Here is a 19971-nt window from a genome sequence, read left to right on the forward strand (position 1 = left end):
GACTGACACCTCAAAAATATTACGAAACATTCAAAGTATAAAAAAGATGATCCCCAAATTTTGGGAATCATCTTTACACAATTCATACCACTTTTTTTATTATGTCCTTGACATGGGGTACACTTTACCACTGGAACTGCCGCCTTTTTAATTTACTTTTTGAAAATAGCTAGGATCAAGAATCACAAATTTTTTATACTGATACGTGATCTTTTTTTTAGCTTTCAACTCTTTTAAAATTTTCCCTGCAGTTTCTCGACTCGTACCACTTAAATAAGCAATTTCTTTTATTGTTAAAGGATAAGGTAAGGCAATTTCTTGGGAATTAAGAGGTTCACCTAACTTAGTCATTAACATCTCTAGAGTTTGTTTAACTCGTAAGTTCCCACTTGAAGTTAAACTACTCTTTAACCGTTTCTCATGTTCCATCAATAACTCTGACAGTTTTTTTAATAATGTCAAAACCGATTGAGGGTTATTGCGAAGAATTTCCTCAAACAAAGCCATAGGGAAATAAAGTAACTCTATTTCCGACAAGGCAATCGCCCTGTAATGATAACTTTCATTTACGAAAATGCCACTTAAAGGAAATAACTCTGGTCCTTTTAAGTAATTAAAGTAATTGTAACTTCCTTCGAAATCAAAACGTTCAATCCGAATTCCCCCACTTAGTAAGAAGTACATCTTTTCTCTTTTATCTCCTTCATCAAATAAAACCTGACCTTTATTGTAAGTACGAATGTAAGCATGGGCGATTAAAACATTAAGCTCCTCTGCCGTTAATAATTTAAACAAGTCATGACTTAACAAAGCGTTTTTCTTTTCAATCTCAAGTTGTCTTTTATCCACTTAGCCATGCACCTACTTTCACTTTCAGGCTAATACACCCCTTGACTAAAGGCCTAATTACTTGAAATCAACGTTCCACTTTCACCTTTAAGGGCTGGCTGAAGATTATCCAAGGAAGTAATTATTCCTTGGCCTTGAGGATTTTCTTGCAAGAAATTAATAACAGCTGCTACTTTCGGTTCCATGCTCCCACTAGCAAAATGCCCCTCTGCCTGATACTTTACTAACTCTGACAGCGTGACTTTTCCTAGTTGCTGCTGATTTTCTTGTAAGTAATTTAAGTAAACATGGCTGACATTCGTTAATATGACTAAGCGATCAACAGCTAAGTCGGAAGCTAACTTTTGAGAAGACAAGTCTTTATCAATGACCGCCTCAACCCCTTCTAAGCCTTCTGCACTATTAATAACTGGAATGCCACCACCACCTAAAACGATTGGAACAACTTCTTGGTTCATCAATTGACGAATGACTGGCCCTTCAATTATTTCTAGAGGCTGTGGCGAAGGGACTACTCGGCGCCAGCCTTTGTTAGGTTGTTCTTTAAAGACTACTTTTTCTTTCGCCATCTCTTTTAAAGCTTCTTCTTTTGAGATAAACGGACCAATCGGTTTTGTTGGCTTTTGAAATGCTGGATCAGTGGCTGCCACAAGGACTTGAGTTAAAGATGTTAGAGCTTTAAGTGGCAAGCCTTCCTTGATGAGCTCCCTCGTTAAATTTCTTTGTAACCAGTAACCGATACTCCCTTGAGTCATGGCTACACAACTGTCTATCGGTAAAGCCGGGTTCTCTTGACTAGGCCTAGCTAGTTGTTGGAGATGTAAGTTCCCAACTTGGGGACCATTCCCGTGAGTAATGACTAGTTGAAAACCAGCCTTTATCAAGGGAATTAATTGCTTCACAGTCTCTTGAACGACTTGATTTTGGCCCTCAGCACTCGGGTCCCCTTTTAAAATACCATTGCCACCTAAGGCAATCAGGATTTTCTGATGATTCATCGACTTGCCCTCCTTTTTCTTCCCTTATAAAATAGTTACGTCTAATTTACCGATTATCATTTGATAAATACAAAAGATAAACAATAAAATAATTCCGAAGGCACTTACAGCTTCGCCTTTTGTAAACAATCGCTGACGATTTTCCTTTTGAACCCAAGCAAATAAAATAATCCCTGGTCCATAAAGCAGCATCGTTAATAAAAAGTAATCCATGCCTCCAGCATAAATCAACCAGAGACCGTAAAGGCTAGTTAAGGCTCCTAACAAAATGTTTTTTTGGCGACTATGGTCATCTTCAGCTAATGAATATTTTAATTGGTAAAACCCTGTAAAGGCGTAGGGAATTAAGATCGCCGATGAGGCCAAAGAAAAGGCTAAGCGGTAGGCACTGTCATTAATTAAAAAACTAAACAAAAACAATTGGATTAAACCATTTGTAAAGAACAAGGAATTAACAGGGGCCCCTTGCTGATTTTCCTTTTTGAAAAAAGCTGGAAACGCCCCTTGTTTCGCTGCTTGATAAGGCAGTTCTGCTGCAAACATCGTCCAAGCTAACCAGGCTCCTAAAACTGAGATGATGACCCCTATATTAATAACTACCGCCCCCCATTTACCAACGACTTCTTCTAGTAGATAAGCCATGGCTGGTTGGGGTAGTTCTGCTAAATCACTTCTTAACATTACCCCCATAGATAAGATAGTAATTAATAAATAGATGCTAATAACTGTCACTAAGCCGAGAATCGTTGCTTTCCCCACATCTTTTTTATTTTTCGCTCGACCTGAAAAAACAACGGCTCCCTCAATCCCAATAAAAACCCAAACCGTTACTAACATCGTTCCTTTGACTTGCTCTAATAAACTACTAAATTCAAAATTACCAGAAAGGGTGCCCCAAACGTCCGCTGTAAAAATATTCAGTTTAAAAGCTAATAATAAGCTGACTAAAAAAATAAACAGAGGCACTAGCTTACCAATCGTGACAATGATATTAATATAAGAAGCTGTTTCAACCCCTTTTAAAATCAAACAATGGACTAGCCATAACATGATCGATGCACCGATGACCGAAGCTAAGTTTTGACCTTCCCCAAAGACTGGAAAAAAATAACCAACAGAGCTAAACAACAAGGTGCCATAAGCTACATTCCCTAATAAGGCTGACAACCAATACCCCCACACTGCATTGAAGCCCACAAACTTCCCAAAGCCAGCTTGGGCGTAACTATAAATTCCCGCATCTAAATCCGGTCGTTTTGCTAATAAATTTTGAAAACAAAATGCTAACATTCCCATACCTAATCCAGTAATAAGCCAACCGACAATCACACTTCCAAGGGAAGCTTCTTGTGCCATGTCACTCATTAAGTTAAAAATACCGCCGCCAATAATTGAGCCAACAACAAGAGCTACTAATGAGACTAAGCCTAATTTTTTTTGAGTGGTTCCCTTCTCTGCCATTTCTTGACCTCCTTAACAAGGTTCTAATGTGACTAATTGTTAAAGCTCGGGAATAAATAAGTGACCTAATGTTGCTGCCATCACACTTTTAATTGAGTGCATGCGATTTTCAGCTTGTTGAAATTGACGACCAAAATGACTATTAAAAATATCATCACTTATTTCCATCTCTGACAACCCATATTTCTCTTTGATTTCCTGGCCATAAGCCGTTTCAGTATTATGAAAGGCTGGTAGACAATGTAGCACAATGACTTGAGGGTTATTCGTCAAATTAACCATTTGGCGATTGATTTGGTAGTCTTGAAGTAAAGTAAGCCGGTCATTTATCTTGTCTTCTTCCCCCATGGAAAACCAAACATCAGTGTATAACACATCTGCCCCGTTAACAGTTGGTTCGATGTCGGCTGAGATTGTCACTTGACTACCGGATTCTTTAGCAAAACTCTCTGCTAACTCACGGATTTCCCCAGTTGGTTGAAGGGCGGCTGGCGCACAAATACTAACATTAACCCCTAAGATTGCCCCAGTCACTAATAAACTACTGGCCACGTTATTCCGACCATCCCCAAGGTAAACTAAGTTAATCCCTTCTAAATAGCCGAAGTTTTCTTTAATCGTTAAATAATCAGCTAGCATTTGAGTCGGGTGCCAATCATCAGTTAAACCGTTCCAAACTGGTACGCCGGCATAACTAGCTAATTCTTCCGCATGGCCTTGGCTAAATCCTCGAAATTCAATCCCATCAAACATGCTCCCTAAGACTTTTGCCGTGTCTTTGACTGATTCTTTTTTACCAAGTTGAATGTCATTTTTACCTAAGTATTCAGGATGGGCCCCTAAATCAATCGCTGCTGTCGTAAAAGCTGCTCGGGTTCTAGTGGAAGCCTTTTCAAAAAGTAGGACGATATTTTTACCTTTTAAATACTGGTGGGGTAGCCCCGCTTTTTTTAACTCTTTTAAATGGGCTGAGAAATCGATCAAATATTCTAATTCTGCCTTACTAAAATCTTTTTCCGCTAAAAAACTTCTTCCTTGAAAATGTTGATTCATCATTTCACTCCTTTAACTTGCTCCTTAAGTGACAGACATTGGCTCACGGTGTAAAGGCATACTCATACAGCGGGGACCGCCACGTCCTCGGGAAAGTTCTCCTGAAGGGATTTCCAAAACTTTAACACCGACACTCCGTAAAAGGTTATTAGTAACATAATTCCGATCATAAGTAATCACTATCCCTGGGGCAATTGCTAAAGTATTTGAGCCATCGTTCCACTGTTCCCGGGGACCAGCAATAGGATCACCACCGCCACAAGGAACGAGAACGAGCTCACTCAAGCCTAAGACCCTTTTTAATAACTGTTGTAAATCACGTTCAGAAGTAATTTTAACTCCTGGGGCTTCAATAGTTGGTTCGAGTAAATAACAATCAATCTCCCCGTTCTGAGATAAAATATCTGGATGAATCGTAAACTTATCTACATCAACCATCGTAAAGACAGTATCTAAGTGCATCATTGCTCGTTGGTTAGGAATTTTGATAGCAATGATTTTCTCCACCCCTTCTTTCTTGGCAAATAACTTTTTAGCTAAAGCTTCTACCCCTTGAGCTGAGGTTCGTTGGGAAATTCCCACAGCGATAACTTTTTCATTTAAAATTAAAATATCACCACCTTCGATTAAAGATTGACTGTTAATCTGGTCGTACACTAAGATATCAAAAAAACTGGATGTGCGGTCATCACTAGTTTGATAAAGAGACTTTCTCGTCGTCGCGCCGTAAAGGTCATGCGATTAACTACTACGCCGTCACCGATGACTGCCCCTGGGTCCCGAGTAAAGTATAAATTAGGTAAGGGGTCTAACAAGAAGGGATAATCCTTTGACTGACTGTAATCTGCTAATTGTAACTTGCCTAAGTTCAGTTCTTCCTTGCGAATGCCAGACATCAGCTTTTCGATAGTTTCTTCCAAACTTAAACTTAATAAATACTCTGTCAACGCCTCTCGTAAGTTAGTCGAACTGAGCTGGGCCAAACTTAACATCTCTTGGACAAAACTCAAGATTCCTTGGTTACTTTTCAAGGCTTCTAAAACTAGTTCCTCTAGATAGAGAACTTCCGTGCCATTTTCCTGTAGGACTGTTGCAAAAGTGTCGTGTTCTGTCTGAATGACTGGCAAATATGGGATATCATCAAATAACAATCGTTCCATAAATTCTGGAATAATGTTTTCAACTTCTCTGCCTGGTCGTTTTAACAAAACGGTCTTGAGTTTGCCGATTTCCGAGTTAACTGTCACAATTTTTTTCATAACGTCCCCCTTAAAATCTTTTACTTTCCTCTATCATACCGACTAAATTAAAACTTTTATTTGAAAAACTTCTCTTTTGAAAAGAAAAGTTTCTCTCATTATAAATAAAAATCGTATAATTATACTGATTTCTCTTTTTAATTATTTGTCGAACGAAAGTTAATCAATTTTTAGTTATTTTTATTCACACTTTTCGGCAAAAAAAAGAGGCATGACTCTCGTCACACCTCTCTGTCGCTATTTTCTCACAAACATCTTACAACATGTCGAATAATGACAATTGGTTTTCATCTGGTAAACCATCTAAAACACCGTTTTCCGTCATATATTCAATCAAAGTTTTTGAGACTTTGCCTCGTGTTGCCACATCTTCTTTTGAAAGAAATTCTCTTTCTTCCCGAGCGATAATAATTTGTTTCGCCACGTTTTGCCCTAAACTTGGGACTGCTCTAAATGGGGCAATTAACGTATTACCCTCAATCACAAAGTTTTCTGCATCGGACTTATAAAGATCAATCATACTAAAGTTATACCCACGTTCAATCATTTCATTACATAGTTCAAGGACTGTCAGTAAGTTTTTCTCTTTAGCTGAAGACTCCATCCCTTTATCCATAATTTCTTTCATCCGCGCTTTAACAGCATCTTTCCCTTGTGCCATTGCCACTAAGTCAAAATCATCGGCCCGAACGGAGAAGTAAGCGGCGTAATAAAGAATCGGATAGTAAACTTTAAAGTAGGCTACCCGCAAGGCCATTAACACGTAAGCGGTGGCATGGGCTTTCGGGAACATGTACTTGATTTTTAGACAAGAATCAATGTACCATTCAGCAATTCCAGCGGCTCGCATCTCGACTTGCCAATCATCAGGAATCCCTTTACCTTTACGGACACTTTCCATAATGTTAAAGGCTAAGCCATCTTCTAAGCCGTTATGAATTAAATAAACCATAATGTCATCACGACAACCAATTACTTCTGCTAAGGTTTGTTTGCCTTTACGAATTAATTCTTCGGCATTGCCTAACCAAACGTCAGTCCCATGTGACAGTCCGGAAATTTGAACTAATTCTGCAAAGGTCGTTGGATGGGTTTGTTCTAACATTCCTCGGACGAACTTCGTACCGAACTCAGGAATCCCAAAGGAACCAGTCTTAGAATGAATTTGATCTGGTTCCACTCCTAAAACTTGTGGACCAGAGAAGATCCGCATAACTTCTGGATCATCCGTTGGAATAGTTTTTGGATCAATCCCTGATAAATCTTGCAACATTCTAATAACTGTCGGATCATCATGACCTAAAATATCTAATTTTAAGACGTTATCATGAATTGAGTGGAAATCAAAGTGAGTCGTCTTCCAATCAGCATTTTGATCATCTGCTGGGTATTGGATCGGTGTAAAGTCATAAACATCCATATAATCGGGAATAACAATAATTCCCCCTGGGTGTTGACCAGTTGATCGCTTAACTCCAGTTGAGCCTTTCGCTAAGCGGTCAATTTCGGCATTACGTAAGTTCATATTGTTGTCACGTTCGTAGCCTTTAACGAAGCCGTAAGCTGTTTTATCAGCTACCGTTCCAATCGTTCCCGCTTTATACACGTACTCTTCTCCAAACAAGTCTTTCGTATAATCATGGGCTTTCGCTTGATAATCACCAGAGAAGTTTAAATCAATATCGGGAACTTTATCCCCGTGGAACCCTAAGAACGTTTCAAAGGGAATGTCATGACCGTCTTTAAACAAACGCGCCTCACATTTTGGACACGCTTTTTCCGGTAAATCATAACCTGAACCGACGGAACCATCTTCAAAGAACTCTGAATATTGACAGACTGGACAACGATAATGAGGGGCTAAAGGATTAACTTCAGTAATCCCAGTCATCGTCGCTGCAAAGCTGGAACCAACGGAACCCCGGGAACCAACTAAGTAACCATTTTCTAAACTCTTATGAACGAGTTTTTGGGAGATTAAGTAAATTACTGAGAAACCATTGCCAATAATACTATCTAATTCTTTTTTCAAACGTTTTTCAACAATCTCCGGTAAGGGGTCACCGTATAAGCGTTTCGCTTCGTTGTAACTTAAGTCGGTAATCTCTTGTTCCGCCCCTTCAATCTTCGGCGTGTATAGTTCCGTTTTAACTGGACTAATTTCATCAAACCAAGAAGAAACTAACTGACTGTTATCGACAACAACTTTTTTAGCTAAGTCTTTGCCAAGAAAGGCAAACTCATCTAACATTTCATTTGTCGTTCTAAAGTGGACATCTGGTAAAGAGTGACGATTTAACGGATTGGCTCCACCCATTGAGTTAACTAAAATCTTCCGGTAAATGGCATCATTTTTATTAATGTAATGGACATTCCCAGTAGCAACGACAGGTTTGTTTAAGTCATCGCCAATTTTAACTAAGTTGCCAATAATTTCTTCTAAAGCGGCTTCGCTTTTTACAAGCTCTTGCTCAATTAAATGGGCATAAACTGGTTTCGGCATAATTTCAATGTAGTCATAGAAAGCTGCCCGATTTTTGGCTTCTTCTAAGCCTTTTTGCATCATCGCTTCAAAGATTTCACCGTTATTACAGGCGGAACCAATGATTAAGCCTTCCCGTAATTTACTCAGTTGGGAACGGGGAATTCGTGGCACACGATAATAAAAATCAATGTTGGACATTGAAATTAACTTAAAGAGATTTTTTAAACCGGCTTGGGTCGTTGCCATAATCGTGGCGTGGAAAGGTCGGGCCCGTTTGTAAGAGTCCCCTTCCCCTACATGTTCGTTTAACTCATCGTGGTAGTGAATGTCATGCTCTTCTTGGGCCTTTTTAACGAAAATCCAACATAAGTGACCTGTTGTTTCAGAATCATAAACCGCTCGGTGATGTTGTTCTAAGTTAACGCCGTATTTTTTAGCGATCGTATTTAAACGATGGCTCTTCCATTCTGGATGTAAGAAGCGGGACATCTCTAAGGTATCAATGACTGAGTTAGGTGCTTCGGGTATCTCATACTTACCATAACTAGTGTTCAAGAAGCCCATATCAAAACTGGCATTGTGGGCAACTAAAATATCTTCCCCACAAAAATCTCGAAAGCGTCTCAAAACCTCTTCTTCAGACTTGGAATTTCGAACCATATCATCAGTAATCCCTGTTAAATTAATTGTTGTTTGGGAAAGGGGATGACCGGGATTAATAAATTCTTCAAACTGTTCAATCACATTCCCTTTATGCATCTTAACGGCAGCTAATTCAATAATTGAATCGTAAACCGCCGAAAGTCCGGTAGTCTCCACGTCAAAAACCACATATGTGGCATCAGTTAATTCAATGTGCCGTGGGTTGTAAGCAATTGGTACGCCATCATCAACGATGTTGGCTTCAATCCCGTAATGGATTTTAATGCCATGTTTTTTACCAGCACTGTGAGCGTCAGGGAAACTTTGAGCCCCTGCGTGATCGGTAATTGCCACAGCTGGCATCCCCCATTTAGCCGCTTGAGTAACTAAATCAGTGGCACTACTAATGCCATCCATCGTACTCATATTCGTGTGTAAATGTAATTCCACTCGTTTTTGATCAGCTGGGGCAGTATCTTTCCGACCAGCCTTTTTAACTTCCATAAAGTCCCGAGCATTCATGACTAAGTCTTTCATGAAAGTATCTTCTTGGACACTTCCTCGAACTTTCAGCCACATGCCCGCTTTAATTGCTGCGAAGACCGCTTCGTCTTGAGGGCCATTAGAGAACTTTTTAAAAGCAAACGATGAAGTGTAATCTGTTAATTTGACGACTAAAATTTGTCGACCTGAACGTAAGTCCCGAACATCCACATCAAAGATAAAGCCTTCAATAATGACACTCCGTTCCTCATCAAGAATCGCACTCATCGGCATTACCGGTTCATCGTTATTAATTTGACGACCCATTTGAACAGGCCCTTCTAGGGCAACTGGATCATTTTTCTTCTTCTCTTTTAATTGTTCATTTTTTTCCATCGCTACGGCTGCTTCTTCCATCATCCGAGCTTGTTGTTCTTGTTGGCGCAAAGCGAAGGCTTCTTGGTTCGCAGCGGCTTTTTGTTCATTAACTAAGGGCTCGATTCTAAAACGGGGAAAGCCAAATTCTTGGTAAGCGACTTCCACTGCAGGTAAGTACTGTTGTCTTAAATACTCGATGATCCCTTCATTATCAACTAATAAAGCAATCCGATCCCCATCGATATGAGGCAATTGATCTTTTAAAGCACCATTGACAATCGCTTTATTACATTGGGCATTTTCAACTGCTAAAGCCCAATAATCTTGGAGTTCACGATCAGTAAACTTAGCTTCTGGCACAGTCACATACAATTTAATTCTTGCAATGGCTTCAAAAGCAGTTACTAACCGTGTGCCTATTAAGTGATATAAATTAAAAGGCAATATTTCTGGAAATTCTAAATGAAATTCCCATAGACGGCTTTGCTTATGGACAACAACTTTACTGACTTGCCCTTGTTTTAACAAAGGTTCAGCTTTTACAGAATCATCTAACTGCATTTGATCCATTAATTTTTGAAAAAGTTCTACTGGATTCAACGACACACGATTCCCTCCTTATTTCTTTACAAACGGCTATGTAGAAAAGCTGAACAAGTTTTCCTCTAACAATAAAATGACTGGCAGACGTTAATCTGCCGATAGTGACTTTATTATTAGATGGGACTTGTCCAGCTAGTTATTTGTCTGTCATAGCTTCATTATACGCTTTCGCGCCTACTTTTTCCAATCAGACTTATTCAGTTGCTTCAGGATTTAATAAAATACTCAAAGTGCTAGCTAACTCTTCTTTACGCACTTCTAAAGTTTCACCTGTTTGACGAATTTTCACTTCAACAATTCCATCAACAGCTTTTTTACCAATAGTAATCCGAATTGGTAAACCAATCAGATCCGCATCAGTAAATTTAACACCGGCACGTTCTTTACGGTCGTCAATTAAGACTTGGTAACCGGCATTAACCATACCTTCTTCAATTTCTTGGGCTAATTTCATTTGGTATTCATCTTTAACGTTAATTGGTACGATGTGTAAGTCAAATGGCGCAATTCCTTTTGGCCATTTCATGCCTGATTCATCTGCGTATTGTTCAACAATCGCTGAAACTAAACGGCTGACGCCGATGCCGTAACAACCCATAATAACTGGAATATCACGTCCGTTTTCGTCTAAAACAGTTGCGCCCATTGACTCACTGTAACGTGTGCCTAATTTAAAGATATGACCGATTTCGATCCCTTTAGTAAATTTCAGAACCCCTTCGCCATCAGGAGCTAAATCCCCTTCTTGGACGAAACGGAAATCTTCATAAGCTAAAGCCGTAAAGTCACGACCTGGGTTAGCATTAATTAAGTGAGCACCCGTTTCATTCGCACCAACTACAGCATTTTCCATGTCTTCCACGTATAAATCAGCATATAATTTAACTTCTTCTGGTAAGTTCACTGGTCCGATTGAACCAAATTCAGCTCCAAAGTACTTAGCAGCTTCTTCTGGTGTTGCTGGCTCTAAGAAATCAGCATTTAAATAATTTTTCAATTTAACATCATTGACTTCATGATCGCCACGGACTAAAACTAGTACTGGCTCTTCATCGGCCATAAATAAAACTGACTTAATAATTTCTTTTGCTGATACGTTTAAGAAATCAGACACTTCTTCAATCGTTTCAACTGCTGGTGTCGCAATTTTTTCTAACTCTAAAACCGTAGCATGAGAATTATTTGGTGTGTAGAAACTAGTTGCCATTTCTAAGTTAGCCGCATAATCTCCCGTTGATGAGTAACAAATAGTATCCTCACCTTTTTCAGAAATCGCCATAAATTCTTTCGAATCACTGCCACCCATTGCGCCACCGTCACCGATGATGCCACGGAATTCTAAGCCACATCTTTCAAAAATACGGTTATAGGCTTTTTCATATTCACGGTAACCTTCGTCTAAACTTTCTTCTGTTGCGTGGAAAGAATAACCATCTTTCATAATAAACTCACGGCCACGTAATAAGCCAAAGCGAGGACGTTTTTCATCACGGTACTTCGTTTGAATTTGGTAAAGTGAAAAAGGCAAACGTTTGTAACTAGTTATTTCATTTTTGATTAACTCAGTAAAGGTTTCTTCATGAGTTGGGCCTAATAAGTAGTTACGGCCATGACGGTCTTTTAATTTCATTAATAATGGACCGTAAGTATCGTAACGACCAGATTTTTCCCATAGTTCTGCGGGAATTAAAGCTGGCATTAGCATTTCACTCGCATTAATCGCTTCAAACTCTTCACGCATGATTTGTTTGATTTTTTCTAACACTCTTACTGCTAAAGGTAAGTAGCTGTAGACACCACTTGAAACTTGGCGAATATAGCCTCCTCTTAATAACATTTGATGACTGATAACTTCTGCGTCAGTTGGTACTTCACGCAAAGTTGGTATTAACATTTTTGACTGTTTCATTTATAAAAATCTCCTTTTCAAACCCTAACTTTTTCTATCTATTTAATTATCTAAAGAAAAAACGCATAATATCATTCCAAGTAACTAAAACCATTAAAATCATCATAAAAGCGAAACCAAAAATCGTGATTTTCCCTTCACTTTCTGGACTTAAAGGTTTTCTTCTAACCCCTTCGACTAAGTTCAGTAATAACTTACCGCCATCTAAAGCAGGAATCGGTAATAAATTCATAATTCCTAAGTTGACACTTAAAGTTGCCATAAAGCCTAAAACAACCATAAAGCCTTGTTGCGCAACTTGGGAAGACACTTGGAAAATCATGACTGGTCCACCTAGTTTGTTTAAACTAAAGCCTGTTAACAAGCCTTTTAAAGCGACAAAAATCGTCATAGCACTAGTGATTGTTTGGCTTACCGCTGCTTTTAACTTACCGCTAAAAGACAATTTCTCTAACTTATAGCTAGAATAAATCCCTAAAACAACTTGTGTTTTACCATCATCGGTCTTTTGCGTTTCTGGTGTTAACGTAATCGTTTCAGTTTTATCTCCACGTTGAACTAACAACTTTAGTTCTTGGTCTGCCGAACTTTGAATTTTTTTAGTTAATGCCTCAAATGTGGCAATTTCTTGACCGTTAACTTCTAATACCCGATCGCCTGGTAGAATCCCAGCTTTCTCAGCTACGCTGTCAGGGACTAAACTGCCAATGGTGCTACTAGGATCCGCCGTCCGATTTCCCCCTTGAGCAAACAAGATGACGATAAAAATGACAAATGTTAACAAAAAGTTGAACATTGGACCGGCAAAGTTTGTCAGCATCCGCTTGTATAGTTTCGCCGATTGGAACTGGACGTCTAAGGGCGCAATCCGAACTTCAGTGCCGTCACTTTCAATGATTGTTGCATCATGATCGACTTGGTAAGTCACTTCTTTCCGCTCATCACCATAAATATTGCCTTTAATAAACAAGTCCTTTTCTAAATCAAAGGCTGTCACTTCAATTGGGATACTATTGGCTAACTGAACTTTACTACTAGTGTTGATCCGTTTAACGATTTGGTTTTCGTCTAATTCTAAAGACAAAGGTTGGCCTGGATTGATTTCAACTTCCTCTTCACCTAAGCCGGCCATCCGGACATATCCGCCAATTGGCAGCATGCGGATCGTATAAGTTGTACCAGCTTTTCCTTGATGAGCAAATAATTTTGGCCCCATCCCAATCGAAAATTCTCTCACTAAGATCCCTGACCATTTTGCAAACAGAAAGTGCCCTAATTCGTGAACAATCACGATCACACAAAAAACAAAAATAAAAGTTAAAATAGTTTTCATTTGCACTCTCCTTTTTTAATCATCCCTAGTACATAGTCACGTACTTTTTGATCGACAGCATTTAGCTGCTCTAAGCTTGTGACCTTTTCCGATGGGATGTCTTGAACTGCTTGTTGAACGTAGGTTTCAATTTCTAAATAACCAATCTGTCCTTGAAGAAAGCTGGCAACTGCCACTTCATTGGCTCCATTGTATACAGTTGGCAACGTTCCCCCGGCTGCCCCAACTTCATAAGCCAAAGCCATTAATGGGTAGCGCTGGTAATCCATCTCACTAAAAGTCAACTGACCTATTTTCCCTAAATCAAACCCTTGTGGCTTTTTAATAGCAATCCGATCAGGGTAAGTTAAGGCCCCTTGAATAGCGCCCCGCATATCATTAGGACCTAATTGAGCTAAGTAGCTACCATCTTTGAACTGGACTAAGGAATGAACCAAACTTTCTCGATGTAAAACAACTTTTATTTTATCATAATTCATGTCAAACAGCCATCTTGCTTCAATAACTTCCAACCCTTTGTTCATCATCGTCGCTGAATCAATCGTGATTTTCGCTCCCATTGACCAATTGGGGTGTTGCAAAGCGGCTTTAACTGTGACATGTTTCAGCTCTTCCCGACTTAAATCCCGAAAACTACCACCTGAAGCAGTAATCAATAAACTGTCGACGTTCTCCCGTCGTTGCCCTTCGAGACAGTGAAAAATAGCAGAGTGTTCACTATCAACCGGTAATAACTGGACTTTATGACGAGCCACAGCTGCCATGACTAATTCTCCACCCATGACGAGGGTTTCTTTATTCGCCAAAGCGATGTCTTTACCCGCTTCAATCCCAGCTAAAGTCGGCTCTAAACCAACACTGCCAACAAGGGCTGTTACAACTATCTCAGTTTCTGATAAGGTACTCGCTTCAATTAGCCCTTTTACGCCATAACCGAAAGTAATTTCTGGAAACTCCCGACTAAAAATCAACGCTTCCTTTGCTGATTTAACTGCCACATAGAGTGGTTTCACGTCTTTTATGATTTGCCGACCTTTGCTTAGATTGTCGTAAAAAGATAGGGCGACAACTTTAAATTTATCTGGGTAAGCAGCCACAACAGCTAACGTATTGCTCCCTATCGAGCCAGTTGCACCTAGTAACGTAATCTTTTTCATAGCTGTCCCTCCCAACTGTTGAATCTTTTTGATGCTAAGTAGTTAGTCTGAGAGGTTTTAAAAGATGCCTAATAAATGCATCACCGGAAAGACAAACAGCAAGCTGTCGAAACGATCTAAGATACCACCGTGCCCTGGCAAAATTGTGCCAGAGTCTTTGACACCGTAATGACGTTTATAGGCAGATTCGACTAAATCTCCCATTTGACCAACCATTGAGAAAATGACGGTAAATAATAACATGACCCAAGTTTTATAACCAAATGTTGCCATTGTCGGGAAAAAGATAAAGAAAATACCGGCAAAGACTACAGCACAGACAATCCCACCTAATGAGCCTTCAATGGTTTTATTTGGTGAAATCGCTGGTGCTAGTTTTCGTTGACCTAATTTACGGCCAATCATGTAAGCCCCAATATCTGTCGTCCAGACAACTAATAAAGCGTACATTAAAACCGTTAAATCTGAGGTTGTTCCTCGGGCTAATAAGAAGCTCTTAAAGCCCATGCCGACATATAAACTAACTAAGACTGGAAAAGCAGCCTCGTCAAGAGTATAAGTGTTCTTTGAAAAAACTGATAATGCTAAGACGATCATAACTACGACATAAAATAAGGCGTATGTATCAGACTTAGCTGGTAAAAAGAAAAACCATTCTTTCATTGGTAAGACTAACACGACAGCCCCAACGGCTGCTAATAAGCCTTCAATACTAACTAATTTTAAACCTTTCATGCGGAATAATTCATAAACTCCAACGACTGCTAAGGCAGCTGCTGTTAATTGGATGATAATACCTCCATAAATAATAACCGGAATAAATAGTGCCAAAGCAACTACTGCGGTAATAACTCGTTGTCTCATTTTTCTTTAATCTCCTTCTATTGTTGGTTCAATCTTAACTTCTTCAACTAGGCCGCCAAAACGACGGTTACGGTGTTGATAAGAAGCAAGGGCTTGTTCTAAATGATCTTCATCAAAATCTGGCCAAAGAGCCGGTGTGAAAAATAGCTCACTGTAAGCAATTTGCCACAATAAAAAATTACTAATTCGTTCTTCGCCACTTGTTCTAATTAATAAATCTGGGTTTTGGAGTTCTTCTCCTAAAGTTGCCGTCATTAAATAATTAGAAAAAAGCTCTTCGGTAATTGGCGTTTCAGCCAGTTCGCCAGCTTTAGCTTCAGTTACTAATTGATTGACTGCTGTTAAAATTTCAGCTCGACTACCATAGTTCAAAGCAAAGTTCAAAATCATGCCAGTGTTGGCTTTCGTTTGTTCAACCGCCTCTAAGACTGCTTTTTTAGTATGCTCTGGCAAATCATCAATATAACCAATCACTGCTACTTTGACATTTTCAGCAATTAGCTCAGGTACAAAGGTTTCAAAAAACTCAACTGGCAACTGCATTAAGAAATCAACTTCACTTGTCGGTCGTTTCCAATTTTCAGTTGAAAAAGCATACAAAGTTAAAACTTTGACTCCTAAACGGCTGGCTTTTTTCGTGATTTTTTTAACATTATTCATACCTTCTTGATGTCCTGCCACTCGCGGTAAGCGACGGTTTTGGGCCCAACGACCGTTTCCATCCATTATGACTGCCACATGGCCTGGAATTTCACCAGTTGCTTCAAAGCTCCATTGGCTTTCATCTTGAGTATATTTATCTTTTTGAGGAAATAAACGAAACATCATGTGCCTCCCTTTACTCTTAATCTATCTTAACCATTGTAGCAAAAACTTGCCTAAAAGCCTATAAAAAGCGTATATTCTCATAAAAATTCAGGGAAGTTAAAGTTATTCTTAAGATTAATTTGCTTTTGGGCCAGTTATCTGGAAGACAAGTCCTTTTTCTTAGCTTTTACTACAAAAAAAAGAGCCTCTTTAGGCTCTTTTTGACATGCTTAAACTTCTAACAATTCTTCTTCTTTAGCAACAGTAATTTTGTCAATTGACTTAGTACTATTATCTGTTAAAGCTTGAACGTCTTTTTCTAATTTGTGTAATTCATCTTCAGAAATATCTTTCGCTTTTTCCATTTTTTTCAATTCATCAATGGCATCACGACGGATATTACGGACGACAACTTTCGCACTTTCAGCATATTTGCCGACTTCTTTAGCGAGTTCTTTACGACGATCTTCGGTTAATTGTGGAATGACTAAACGAATCACAGTTCCATCATTAGCTGGTGTAATACCGATTTCACTTTGCGAAATAGCTTTTTCAATGTCTTGAATTGAGCCTTTATCAAAAGGTGTAATCATTAAAACCCGAGCTTCTGGGATTGTAATAGACGCTAAAGCATTCAATGGTGTTGGAGCACCGTAATAAATTACTTGAATGCGGTCTAAAAGGCTGGCATTGGCACGGCCGGCACGGAGTTGTCCTAACTCACGTTGTAACCCTTCTTCTGCTTTAATCATTTTATCTTTGGCTGAATCTAATACTTCTTTGACCATTCTTATTTCCCCCTAACTGTAGTTCCGATATTTTCACCAAGACAGACACGTTTGATATTGCCAGTTTGGTTTAAATTAAACACAACTAGTGGAATATCGTTATCCATACTTAGTGAACTTGCGGTAGTATCCATAACTTGTAAGCCTTTAGAAATAACATCTAAATGTGTTAATTCATCAAATTTAGTGGCATCAGCATTGTGTTTTGGATCAGATGAATAGACTCCGTCAACATTGTTTTTCGCCATTAAAATAACGTCAGCACCAATTTCAGCAGCTCTTAAAGCGGCTGTCGTATCAGTTGAAAAGTATGGGTTCCCTGTTCCAGCTGCAAAAATAACTACGCGTCCTTTTTCTAAGTGACGAACAGCTTTGCGGCGAATATATGGTTCAGCGATTTGACGCATATCAATCGACGTTTGAACTCGTGTCGGTACATTTAAATTTTCTAACGTATCTTGCAGGGCTAAGGCATTCATGACAGTTGCTAACATTCCCATGTAATCGGCTTGGGCACGTTCCATTCCCATTTCAGCGCCAATGTTGCCACGCCAAATGTTCCCACCGCCAACAACGATGGCAATTTCCACACCTAATTCATGAACTTCTTTGATTTCTTTACCGATTTCTTCGATAACAGGTGGTTTAATACCAAAGCCTTCATTGCCGGCTAAAGCTTCTCCACTGACTTTCAAAATAACGCGTTTGTATTTTGGTTTAGACATCAATTTTCCCTCCATTATGGTACTACTTATATTTTAGCATAGTTTCCCATGCTTATCAGTTGCTTTTACCTTAAAATTGCCTAAAAAAAGGGAGCGCAATCCACAAAAAATTGCGTTCCCACTGTCTCGGAAGACAGTTATTTATTTCATTTGGTTTGCTACTTCTTCAGCAAAGTTTTCTGATTTTTTCTCCATGCCTTCGCCAACTTCAAAACGGACAAATGACTTAACTGTTGCGTTTTTAGCAGCAACAAATTTAGCAACTGTCATGTCTGGGTCTTTAACGAAAGGTTGGTCAACTAAACAGATTTCAGCTAAGAATTTTTGCATACGTCCAACAACCATTTTTTCAACGATGTTAGCAGGTTTGCCTTCATTTAAAGCTTGCTCTGTTAAGATTTCTTTTTCTTTTTCTAATTCTTCAGCTGGTACTTCATCTTTAGTGATGTAACGAGGGTTGATTGCTGCAACGTGCATCGCAACGTCTTTAGCAGTTTCTTCGTCAGTTGTACCGTCTAAAAGAGTTAAAACAGCAATACGGCCACCCATGTGTAAGTATGAACCGAAAGCTTGAGCGTCAGTTTTTTCAACTAATTCAAAACGGCGGAAGCTTATTTTTTCACCAATAACAGTGTTAGCTTCAAGAATGTCTTTTTCAAGAGTTTCGTTGTCTGTTTTGATTGCAAGTGCTTCTTCCATTGTCGCTGGTTTGTTATCAACAATTGCTTTAGCAACTTTTTTAACTAATTCTTGGAACATTTCATTTTTAGAAACGAAATCTGTTTCAGAGTTAATTTCAACGATAGCAGCAAAGTTGCCATCGATATGAACGTTAGCTAAACCTTCAGCAGCAACACGGTCGCCTTTTTTAGCAGCTTTCGCCATACCATTTTCTCTTAAGTACTCAACAGCTTTCTCCATTACACCTTCAACTTCAACTAAAGCTCTTTTAGCATCCATCATACCAACGCCTGTTGCGTCACGTAATTCTTTTACCATAGCAGCAGTAATTTTTGACATAATCTATATTCCTCCAATTATAATTGTTCGATTTTTTTAGAAAAAACTGCCCCAAAGGAAATCTGGGCTACTTATTTTCGCCAACGGATCAATAGCCTTTGAGACAGTTTCAGTTTTTAATGTTAATTAAGCGTTTTTGCCTTCAACGACTTCAACGATTTCTTCGATTGAAGTTGCTTCTTCTGCAACAGCTTCTTCTTTAACAAATGTTTCTTCAACGACTTCATCTTCACCTTGACGGCCTTCGATGAAAGCATCAGCCATTTTGCCAGCAATTAATTTAACGGCACGAATAGCATCATCGTTTGATGGGATAACAACGTCGATCTCATCTGGATCACAGTTAGTATCAACCATAGCTACGATTGGAATATTTAATTTGTGTGCTTCTTGGACTGCAATACGCTCTTTACGAGGATCCACGATGAAGATTACATCTGGAATTCTTGGCATATCAGCGATACCGCCTAAGAATTTTTCAAGACGTTCGCGTTCTTTGTTTAAACCAGCTACTTCTTTTTTAGGAAGTACTTCAAAGATACCGTCTTCTTCCATTTTAGTGATGTCTTTCAAACGACGGATACGTTTTTGGATAGTATCCCAGTTAGTTAAAGTTCCACCTAACCAACGGTGGTTTACGTAGTATTGACCAGCGCGGATAGCTTCATCTTTAATAGCTTCTTGAGCTTGTTTTTTAGTACCTACGAATAAAGCAACTCCGCCGTCTTCAGCGATGTTCTTCATGTAGTTATAAGCGTCATCTACTAGACGTACAGTTTTTTGTAGGTCGATGATGTAGATTCCGTTTCTTTCTGTAAAGATGTATTTCTTCATTTTTGGGTTCCAGCGACGAGTTTGGTGTCCGAAATGTACACCAGCTTCTAATAGCTGTTTCATTGAGATTACTGCCATGATTTTGTTTCCTCCAATTGGTTTTTTATTTTCCTCTCTCAAATTCAACTGTATGAAGAACTTTAGTTGCCTAAAGCACCGCTCCACGCATCCTTTGAGATGTGGTTTTGTAGTTATACGATTCGCATAACCTTTAACAGTATACAATAGGGGGGAGGGAAATGCAAGAGTATTTTGGGAGTTTGTGTGTGGAAGATTCGTTTTAATAAGGTTCAGCAGATTATTCCATGACACCCCCATTTGAT

Annotated in this window: 14 protein-coding genes and 1 pseudogene; all 15 read right to left on the reverse strand. The window is 39.1% G+C overall.

Going from position 1 to position 19971, the window contains the following annotated elements; genetic code table 11:
* Nucleotides 1-147 precede the first annotated feature (147 nt).
* The 15 genes and pseudogenes from CBF35_RS13050 to rpsB all read right to left on the reverse strand — a co-directional run bounded on the left by CBF35_RS13050 (nt 148) and on the right by rpsB (nt 19726).
* A complete protein-coding gene (locus tag CBF35_RS13050) occupies nt 148-849 on the reverse strand; it encodes a Crp/Fnr family transcriptional regulator (RefSeq protein ID WP_126781936.1) in 702 nt (233 codons plus the stop codon).
* 53 nt (nt 850-902) lie between these two features.
* A complete protein-coding gene (gene arcC / locus CBF35_RS13055; protein ID WP_126781938.1) occupies nt 903-1847 on the reverse strand; it encodes a carbamate kinase in 945 nt (314 codons plus the stop codon).
* A 24-nt stretch (nt 1848-1871) separates the two neighbouring features.
* A complete protein-coding gene (gene arcD / locus CBF35_RS13060) occupies nt 1872-3308 on the reverse strand; it encodes an arginine-ornithine antiporter (protein WP_126781940.1) in 1437 nt (478 codons plus the stop codon).
* 39 nt (nt 3309-3347) lie between these two features.
* A complete protein-coding gene (gene argF / locus CBF35_RS13065; protein WP_126781942.1) occupies nt 3348-4361 on the reverse strand; it encodes an ornithine carbamoyltransferase in 1014 nt (337 codons plus the stop codon).
* 24 nt (nt 4362-4385) lie between these two features.
* Nucleotides 4386-5620 (reverse strand): annotated as a pseudogene (gene arcA, locus CBF35_RS13070) (arginine deiminase).
* 256 nt (nt 5621-5876) lie between these two features.
* Entirely contained in the window at nt 5877-10214 is a 4338-nt protein-coding gene (locus CBF35_RS13075; protein WP_126781945.1) for a PolC-type DNA polymerase III, read from the reverse strand.
* A 190-nt stretch (nt 10215-10404) separates the two neighbouring features.
* Nucleotides 10405-12120 (reverse strand): proline--tRNA ligase, encoded by a 1716-nt coding sequence (locus tag CBF35_RS13080; RefSeq protein ID WP_126781947.1) that lies wholly within the window; start codon nt 12118-12120, stop codon nt 10405-10407.
* Between the two features lie 46 nt (nt 12121-12166).
* Nucleotides 12167-13453: an RIP metalloprotease RseP gene (rseP, locus tag CBF35_RS13085; RefSeq protein WP_126781949.1), complete on the reverse strand. Its 1287-nt coding sequence runs from the start codon at nt 13451-13453 to the stop codon at nt 12167-12169.
* The gene (gene dxr, locus CBF35_RS13090; protein WP_126781952.1) at nt 13450-14610 is read right to left on the reverse strand and encodes a 1-deoxy-D-xylulose-5-phosphate reductoisomerase; all 1161 of its coding nucleotides are present in this window, start codon (nt 14608-14610) and stop codon (nt 13450-13452) included. Before dxr ends, rseP begins: the two co-directional genes overlap by 4 nt.
* A 57-nt stretch (nt 14611-14667) precedes the next feature.
* A complete protein-coding gene (locus CBF35_RS13095; RefSeq protein WP_126781954.1) occupies nt 14668-15474 on the reverse strand; it encodes a phosphatidate cytidylyltransferase in 807 nt (268 codons plus the stop codon).
* A gap of 6 nt (nt 15475-15480) precedes the next feature.
* The gene (locus CBF35_RS13100; RefSeq protein WP_126781956.1) at nt 15481-16299 is read right to left on the reverse strand and encodes an undecaprenyl pyrophosphate synthase; all 819 of its coding nucleotides are present in this window, start codon (nt 16297-16299) and stop codon (nt 15481-15483) included.
* A gap of 212 nt (nt 16300-16511) precedes the next feature.
* Complete coding sequence (frr, locus tag CBF35_RS13105) at nt 16512-17069, reverse strand: ribosome recycling factor (protein WP_126781958.1); 558 nt, start codon at nt 17067-17069, stop codon at nt 16512-16514.
* A gap of 2 nt (nt 17070-17071) precedes the next feature.
* Nucleotides 17072-17794, reverse strand: a complete 723-nt coding sequence (gene pyrH, locus CBF35_RS13110) for a UMP kinase (protein ID WP_126781960.1) — start codon at nt 17792-17794, stop codon at nt 17072-17074.
* A gap of 141 nt (nt 17795-17935) precedes the next feature.
* Nucleotides 17936-18814, reverse strand: a complete 879-nt coding sequence (gene tsf, locus CBF35_RS13115; protein ID WP_126781962.1) for a translation elongation factor Ts — start codon at nt 18812-18814, stop codon at nt 17936-17938.
* 126 nt (nt 18815-18940) lie between these two features.
* Nucleotides 18941-19726 (reverse strand): 30S ribosomal protein S2, encoded by a 786-nt coding sequence (gene rpsB / locus CBF35_RS13120; protein WP_126781964.1) that lies wholly within the window; start codon nt 19724-19726, stop codon nt 18941-18943.
* Nucleotides 19727-19971: the final 245 nt, after the last annotated feature.

Source organism: Vagococcus salmoninarum, from assembly GCF_003987495.1.
Taxonomy (GTDB): domain Bacteria; phylum Bacillota; class Bacilli; order Lactobacillales; family Vagococcaceae; genus Vagococcus_D; species Vagococcus_D salmoninarum.

Excerpts from the sequence above, each read along its gene's own strand:
- rpsB (WP_126781964.1), bottom strand. The coding sequence starts at position 19,726 with ATGGCAGTAATCTCAATGAAACAGCTATTAGAAGCTGGTGTACATTTC.
- arcC (WP_126781938.1), bottom strand. The coding sequence starts at position 1,847 with ATGAATCATCAGAAAATCCTGATTGCCTTAGGTGGCAATGGTATTTTA.
- CBF35_RS13100 (WP_126781956.1), bottom strand. The coding sequence starts at position 16,299 with ATGTTTCGTTTATTTCCTCAAAAAGATAAATATACTCAAGATGAAAGC.
- dxr (WP_126781952.1), bottom strand. The coding sequence starts at position 14,610 with ATGAAAAAGATTACGTTACTAGGTGCAACTGGCTCGATAGGGAGCAAT.
- rseP (WP_126781949.1), bottom strand. The coding sequence starts at position 13,453 with ATGAAAACTATTTTAACTTTTATTTTTGTTTTTTGTGTGATCGTGATT.
- CBF35_RS13080 (WP_126781947.1), bottom strand. The coding sequence starts at position 12,120 with ATGAAACAGTCAAAAATGTTAATACCAACTTTGCGTGAAGTACCAACT.
- arcD (WP_126781940.1), bottom strand. The coding sequence starts at position 3,308 with ATGGCAGAGAAGGGAACCACTCAAAAAAAATTAGGCTTAGTCTCATTA.
- pyrH (WP_126781960.1), bottom strand. The coding sequence starts at position 17,794 with ATGTCTAAACCAAAATACAAACGCGTTATTTTGAAAGTCAGTGGAGAA.
- argF (WP_126781942.1), bottom strand. The coding sequence starts at position 4,361 with ATGAATCAACATTTTCAAGGAAGAAGTTTTTTAGCGGAAAAAGATTTT.
- tsf (WP_126781962.1), bottom strand. The coding sequence starts at position 18,814 with ATGTCAAAAATTACTGCTGCTATGGTAAAAGAATTACGTGACGCAACA.
- frr (WP_126781958.1), bottom strand. The coding sequence starts at position 17,069 with ATGGTCAAAGAAGTATTAGATTCAGCCAAAGATAAAATGATTAAAGCA.
- CBF35_RS13095 (WP_126781954.1), bottom strand. The coding sequence starts at position 15,474 with ATGAGACAACGAGTTATTACCGCAGTAGTTGCTTTGGCACTATTTATT.